Origin of the sequence: Psychrobacter sp. D2, assembly GCF_013608135.1 — a bacterium.
Classification (GTDB): Bacteria; Pseudomonadota; Gammaproteobacteria; order Pseudomonadales; family Moraxellaceae; genus Psychrobacter; species Psychrobacter cryohalolentis.
Genome location: NZ_JACDXZ010000013.1, coordinates 21,671 through 28,563, shown reverse-complemented (window position 1 = coordinate 28,563; position 6,893 = coordinate 21,671). Strand labels below are relative to the sequence as shown.

Annotated in this window: 5 protein-coding genes; 2 read left to right on the top strand and 3 right to left on the bottom strand. The window is 40.9% G+C overall.

Annotation, left to right across the window (positions count from 1 at the left end; genetic code table 11):
• Nucleotides 1–58: 58 nt before the first annotated feature.
• The 3 genes from H0262_RS12925 to H0262_RS12915 form a co-directional block, all read right to left on the bottom strand.
• Nucleotides 59–1,126: a DUF475 domain-containing protein gene (locus H0262_RS12925; RefSeq protein ID WP_011513117.1), complete on the bottom strand. Its 1,068-nt coding sequence runs from the start codon at nucleotides 1,124–1,126 to the stop codon at nucleotides 59–61.
• A 559-nt stretch (nucleotides 1,127–1,685) separates the two neighbouring features.
• Nucleotides 1,686–3,038: an 8-oxoguanine deaminase gene (locus H0262_RS12920; protein ID WP_181211030.1), complete on the bottom strand. Its 1,353-nt coding sequence runs from the start codon at nucleotides 3,036–3,038 to the stop codon at nucleotides 1,686–1,688.
• 303 nt (nucleotides 3,039–3,341) lie between these two features.
• Complete coding sequence (locus tag H0262_RS12915; protein ID WP_181211029.1) at nucleotides 3,342–4,112, bottom strand: IclR family transcriptional regulator; 771 nt, start codon at nucleotides 4,110–4,112, stop codon at nucleotides 3,342–3,344.
• 263 nt (nucleotides 4,113–4,375) lie between these two features.
• Here H0262_RS12915 and H0262_RS12910 point away from each other — a divergent pair, with 263 nt between their 5' ends.
• Nucleotides 4,376–5,356, top strand: a complete 981-nt coding sequence (locus H0262_RS12910) for a YhdH/YhfP family quinone oxidoreductase (RefSeq protein ID WP_181211028.1) — start codon at nucleotides 4,376–4,378, stop codon at nucleotides 5,354–5,356.
• 178 nt (nucleotides 5,357–5,534) lie between these two features.
• Entirely contained in the window at nucleotides 5,535–6,731 is a 1,197-nt protein-coding gene (benE, locus tag H0262_RS12905; RefSeq protein WP_181211027.1) for a benzoate/H(+) symporter BenE, read from the top strand.
• The last annotated feature ends 162 nt before the right edge of the window (nucleotides 6,732–6,893 follow it).

The window sequence follows — 6,893 nt, the reverse complement described above, 5'->3', positions numbered from 1 at the left end:
TACCAAAGCGCTTTTTCTTAATTTGAACGTAGCGTTTAAACGTAAGACAAAATCAACACTAAGTAATCGCCTTTGCTTGTTGCTTGCGATGCTTAAGTGAAGCAAGCAATGCCCAACCAATAAAGGCAATACCAATCAAACCAGTAATAATCTCTGGTACATGGAATTTCACTGATAGCAGCATAATAATTGCCAAAGCACCAATGGCATAATGCGCACCATGTTCTAGATAGATGAACTCATCAAGTGTGCCTTTGTCTACCAAGAAAATAGTCATCGAACGCACAAACATGGCACCAATGGCCAGACCAAGCATAATCACAATAACGTCATTGGTAATCGCAAATGCGCCAATCACACCATCGAAACTGAATGAAGCATCAAGAACTTCTAAGTATAAGAAACCGATAATACCGCCCTTCATAATCGCGCTGGTCGCTGCGGCGCCTGAACCCTTCTCTTCATTTTCTAAGTCTTCCTCAAGGTCACCCTCGAGCATACCAGAGATAACTTGGACACCAAGATAGACCAAGATACCCCAAACACCCGCAATCAGTACGGCAGAAGCTTGCTCCGCACTGGCCCAAGATACAGCAAACATCAAGACAATAAGCGCAACGAAGACGCTCATGGCATCCACTTTGCCAAGCTTTGCTAAGCGGCTCTCAAGCCAGTTAAACCAATGCACTTCTTTATCATCAAAGATAAAGTTTAAGAAGACAAGTAACAAGAAGATACCACCAAAGGCTGATATTTCAGCATGATGCGCCATCAGTCTTGCTGAGTATTCTTTAGGATCGTTCAATGCCAAATCTATCACTTGCATCATGCCAAGGTCTGCGGTAACCGCAACGATGACAATTGGGAATACCAAGCGCATACCAAATACAGCAATTAAAATACCAACGGTTAAAAATATCTTTTTCCAAAATTCGTCCCAGCCTTTGAGGACTGAGGCGTTGACCACCGCATTATCAAAGGATAATGAAATCTCCATAACGGCCAAAATAGCAGTAATAGAAAGGGTGGTTATCAAACCGCCCATACCGCCATGTGAATATCCCCACCATGCAGCTACCATCAATGCGATAGCTGTGAAGATGAAGTCTAAATAAAAATGTCTCATGACACATCCTGTCTGGTTGCGTAAAGCTAAGGTTGTCTATTATAGACGCAGCATAAAAAAAGTGGCTATCGCTAGCCACTTTTCCATGTGTGATTTTTAATAAAATATAAAGTATTCTTAAAGAATCTTCTATATAAAATTGTGAACGTGTTTTTTATAGATAACATTCTCTGGTTTGGTGTCAAAAAATATCTTGTACGTTATCTAAAATTATTACGCCAATAAAAGATGATTTTACTAGAAAAGCACTAAAATTTGATTGTCTTAAGTCAAGGGCTTGAAATACTTCTATAGTCAGTCCTAAATAAAATAAGTACAAATATTATAACGCGCTACTGGTATAAATTTTTCTTGCTTACTGTGCTTGAGCAGACAGAGGCGGCGCAAAACTTATCCCGGTAGCACTGTGTTTGATTTATAGTGGATTGACTATAGTAATATCAGGTTCTCTATATTTTAGTGAATCTAATATTACTATCTATAGCGCATACCAGAATGTTTGAATCATAATTAGGGAGCCACTATTATTTCCATCAATATAGTTTACATTCACATATTTTTAAGCACGGGCTAAATTCGCTGCTAGCGTAATTTGTTTCGCCATCAATTGATTCATATCGATACCGACTATTTGACCCTCTAATACACGCCATTTACCGGCAACCATTACCTTATCGGCTTTGGTTGCACCACAAAGTAGTATTGCTGCAACAGGAGAACCTGCGCCTGCAAAGCGTATTTCATCAAGTTTAAATAGCGCGATATCGGCTTGTTTACCGACCGCTATTTCGCCAATATCATCACGACCTAAACATCCTGCTGAGCCTATAGTTGCCCATTTAAACGCTTTTTGATGGGTTATTTCTTCAGCACCATAGCGCAAGCGCTGTAACAATAATGCTTGACGGACTTCACCAATCATGTTCGAGCCGTCATTTGACGCGGACCCATCAACACCAAGACCGACAGGGCAACCCGCCTCTTGCAGGGCAATAGTAGGGCATTGTCCTGATGCTAATAACATATTTGATGAAGGGCAGTGGGCAATACCCACATTCGCTTTACCCAATCGTGCTATTTCTTCATCGTTAAAGTGAATACCGTGCGCAAGCCACGTACGATTATTTAACCAACCAACGCGCTCAAGGTAATCAACGGGACGCACGCCAAACATTTTTATACAAAAGTCTGTTTCATCATGGGTTTCGGCCAAATGGGTATGTAATCTGACATCAAGATCTTGGGCTAAATCAGCCGTCGCTCGCATCAGTTCTTCACTAACAGAAAATGGGGAGCAGGGGGCTAGTGCTATGCGGGTCATCGCGCCATCTTCATATTGGTGATAGGCTTTAATCAATCGCTGGCTATCATCTAAGATTTCGCGATCTGTTTGAATGGTGGTTCGAGGAGGCAGGCCGCCCTGATCTTCACCTAAGCTCATTGAGCCACGGGTAAGGTGCACGCGGATACCTAATTTGGTTGCCTGCTCTACTTGAATATCAATAGCATGCTCTAAACCATTAGGAAATAAATAATGATGATCACTGGCTGTAGTACAACCAGAGAGTAGTAATTCGCAAAGCGCTATTTGGGTAGATGTTGCTATCATTTCAGGGGTTAGTCTGGCCCAAACGGGATAAAGACTTTGTAACCAAGGGAAGAGATTTTTGTTTAAGGCGGCAGGAAAAGCACGGGTCAATGTCTGATAAAAGTGATGGTGGCTATTGATTAAGCCGGGTATAAGAACGTGTTCATGAGCATCCACTACCTCATCAACCGCTTGTAAGGGTTGTTCACCAGCCCTTATTAATTCGACAATAAGATCATTTTGAATAACGATACCGCCAGCATAAGCGGGGTCTAAACAGTCGAGGGGGTTTTTGATCCAAGTTCTTTGAGATTTAACCTGCATAGTGACTCCTATTAGTCATCAGGTTTAGGAAAGATTAAGAAAAATCTTAATCGCTTAAACCCGGATGTAGGAGCTACTAACACACAAACCGGAAAGGTGTGAATAGTAGTTGATTTAAAATCACGGCTATTTAATGATCGCCTCCAAATCATTGTTCATAAATATCTTGGCAAAAAACCACCGTGTTGTCAATTATTAAGTAACTTGTGTTCTGCTTGACCTATGTGACTTATGATCTATACCCTGTTAATCAAGAAAAAAAACGGCTATGGTATTTTGCTAGTAACCCAATTGGACAAATGACTATAGAGAGTCTTGACTAAAAACAACAGACAGCTCATTTGCAGCTTTCTGCAAAAGAGGTACATGGCTTAATAACGCTTCTAAAGACTTTTTGACAGTGGGACCATGAGTAAATACGGTGGCAAATGCTTGCTGCTCACCATTTGGAATGAGTACCGCACAGGCGACCATGCCTGGAATAAACTCTTCGTTATCTATCCCTATTTGAGTATCACGCGTTTTAGCGATGGTCTGCAGTAGCTGATTTTTATCGGTCTGTGTGTTGGTGGTCAAGGCATGTATCGACATTTTATCAATAATACGTTCGCACTTATCTGTAGGTAGCTGTGCGAGAAGTAACTTACCACTGGCACTTGCCCAAACTGGAATATGAGAACCCGCAGGTAAGTATATTTGCAGTGGCCAATCAGACAATACGCGATCGACGTAAACCACATCTAAATCTTGCATAATCGCAATGCCTACCGTTTCTCCTATTTGTGCCGAAAGCTGTTGCAAGATTGCCAGCCTTTCAGTTTTGAAATGATTGTTTTGCCATAAATCTATGGCTAGCTGATAAGTTCGTTTTCCGCAGGTTACTTTTCCAGGTAGATCTAATTGGATGAATCCCAGATTCTGTAGCTGTTCTAGCAGCCGATACATACTTGGTATCGGTATGTCTAACGCTTCTGCTAGGTCGCTGACACTCATAGGTCTTTGAGACTTGGCTAACATTTCAACTATCTGCAAAACACGCTCAACGCTTGAGCCTTTTTTTTTAGCATTATTCATGGTTTGATTCATATCCTTAGCGACACAACGCCGCATAGCTACGTCCATTATAACGAGAAGGCTTGAGCGTTTACATCTTGTTATGATAAATCAATTATGTTATTTTACATAACGATAATTTATCTATCGATATATGAAAATTAATGTAGCATAAAAAATATATTGGTGACATGCTAACTTCTAATTTAAGTGATTAAAGGCCAATAATCCTCTCGTTGCAAATATTGAGGTTTTGTAGTCCTAAGAATATATAAGGAATAAATATGAAAGCCTTTGTAGTAGAGAAACTAGCAGACAGAGTGTTTTCTTGCGCAATACAAGAAGTTCCTGTACCAGAATGTGATAAAGATGAAGTGGTCATAAAGACAACTTATTCATCATTAAATTATAAGGATGCTTTAAGCTCTGTCGGCAATCCGGGTGTGACTAGAAAGTTCCCGCATATTACCGGTATCGATGTGGCCGGAGTGGTACACGAAACGACATCTGATGCCTTTGCAGTCGGAGAAAAAGTATTGGTGACTGGCTACGACTTGGGTATGAATACTGATGGCGGTCATGCAGAGTTTGTCAAAGTGCCAGCGTCATGGGTTGCTCGTATTCCTGACACAATAACTGATAAAGAAATTATGACTTTCGGTACGGCAGGATTAACGGCAGCTTTGAGTGTTAATGAATTACTAGATAACGGTGTCAAGCCAGAAGATGGTGAGGTTTTAGTCACTGGTGCTACTGGTGGCGTGGGTTCTTTAGCAGTTTCTATCCTGAATAAAATTGGCTTTACTGTCGTTGCCGTATCAGGAAAAGAGGAACAAATTGATTATCTTAAACAAATTGGCGCATCAGAAGTCATCCTTAGAGATACTTTTAATGAGGATGCTAAAAAACCCATTATGGCTGAAAGATATGCAGGGGTCGTCGATACGGTTGGCGGTGATATTTTAGCCAATGCCCTAAAATATATAAAATACGATGGGGTTGCTACTTGCTGTGGGTTAACAGCGTCACATGAGCTCAATACCAATGTATTCCCATTTATTTTAAGAGGCGTCAGACTAATAGGTATCGACTCGGTTGAATGTAAGCTTGAGAAGAAGCAAGCGGCATGGGACAAACTGGCTGGTGAGTTTAAAATAGCTACTTTAGATAGTATCACTAACGAGATTGGCCTAGAAGATATCAAAGACACCTACGCATTGATGCTAGAGGGAAAGTCAGTGGGCAGGTATGTCGTAAAAATATAAAGGACATCTATTTTCTTGTCGATATGATATGTAGTAAGAAACTCTTAATTTTTTAAAATTAAGAGTTTCTTAGTTTCTATAGATAAATTTTTATCGACTAGTAATGACTCGTATAAGAGGTCATATTTATCCTAAAGATGATCAATTGATAAAATTATAGAGTTTTTAGGAACGTAAGATGGTAACTGTAATACAAGATTTAAAACAAGACTGGTCACTTTCAGCGTCCGTTGCTGGCTTTTTAGCGGTACTCATTGCTTATGCAGGGCCACTGGTTATTTTCTTTCAAGCGGCACAAGCAGCACAAGTGTCAGAGGCCATGATGGCGTCTTGGATTTGGGGTATATCGATAGGCACTGCGATACCTGGTATTTATCTTTCTATCAAATATAAAGCGCCGATAGTGACTGCTTGGTCTGCTCCAGGAACCGTGCTGCTCGTGACATTGTTTCCACAGATGAGTATTAATGAGGCCGTTGCGGCTTACATTATCTCAGCCATCGTTATTTTTATGGTCGGCGTGACTGGCTATTTTGATAAGGTTTTACAGTGGATTCCTAACAGTATCGCCGCCGGTATGATGGCAGGTATCCTATTTCAATTTGGCTTAGGGTTATTTGTCGCCACTGACACCATGCCATTTATTATTTTTAGTATGTTGGGCTGTTATTTATTGGCCAAGCGCTTGTCACCGCGCTATACAATGATTTGGGTATTATTATGTGGCGTCATCTTAAGCTTACTATTTGGCAAGATGAACCCTGTCGATATCAACTTTACGATGACCATACCCGTCCTCATCTGGCCAGAATGGTCATGGCATTCAACGTTTAACCTTGCAATCCCTCTTATTCTCGTGAGCTTAAGCGGACAGTTTTTACCCGGCATGGCTATCTTAAATTTAAGTGGCTATGACACGCCGGCGAAACCTATTGTCATGGCCACTAGCATTGCCTCACTAGCGGTTGCTTGCGTAGGAGGTATCACCATTACATTAGCAGCAATCACCGCTGCACTATGTACGGGAAAAGATGCGCACGAGCTCAAAGAAAAGCGTTATATCGCTGGTGTCGCTAATGGTATTTTTTACTTATTGGGGGGATTGTTTGCTAGTAGTATTGTGCTGGTATTTAGCTTATTACCTAAAGAGCTGATCGCCGCTCTAGCTGGTCTGGCGCTAATAGGTGCTATCTCAGCCAATATTACTATTGCCATGAAAGATGATGGTCAAAGAGAGTCGGCACTGATTACTTTTTTAGCCACGGCATCCGGTATGCAGTTTTTGGGATTAAGTTCGGTGTTTTGGGGTATTTGCATCGGTATGATTGCTCACTACGTATTGACTAAAAAAAGCAGCAAGCCGGTTGTGGTATAACTGGTTGGTATAAGTTGATTTATTGAAAGATATTCTTAGTGATTATGGTTGGGAATTATGAGTCCAACCCTCTGCTACAATTCATTTAACCGCTTGGTTATCATATTCTGTTAGTTTTCGATCAATATAGTAAGGCAGTTCAATAACAGACACAGTACTAAT

Coding starts and splice junctions, on each gene's coding strand:
- H0262_RS12925 (WP_011513117.1), bottom strand. CDS start 1,126: ATGAGACATTTTTATTTAGACTTCATCTTCACAGCTATCGCATTGATG.
- H0262_RS12920 (WP_181211030.1), bottom strand. CDS start 3,038: ATGCAGGTTAAATCTCAAAGAACTTGGATCAAAAACCCCCTCGACTGT.
- H0262_RS12915 (WP_181211029.1), bottom strand. CDS start 4,112: ATGAATAATGCTAAAAAAAAAGGCTCAAGCGTTGAGCGTGTTTTGCAG.
- H0262_RS12910 (WP_181211028.1), top strand. CDS start 4,376: ATGAAAGCCTTTGTAGTAGAGAAACTAGCAGACAGAGTGTTTTCTTGC.
- benE (WP_181211027.1), top strand. CDS start 5,535: ATGGTAACTGTAATACAAGATTTAAAACAAGACTGGTCACTTTCAGCG.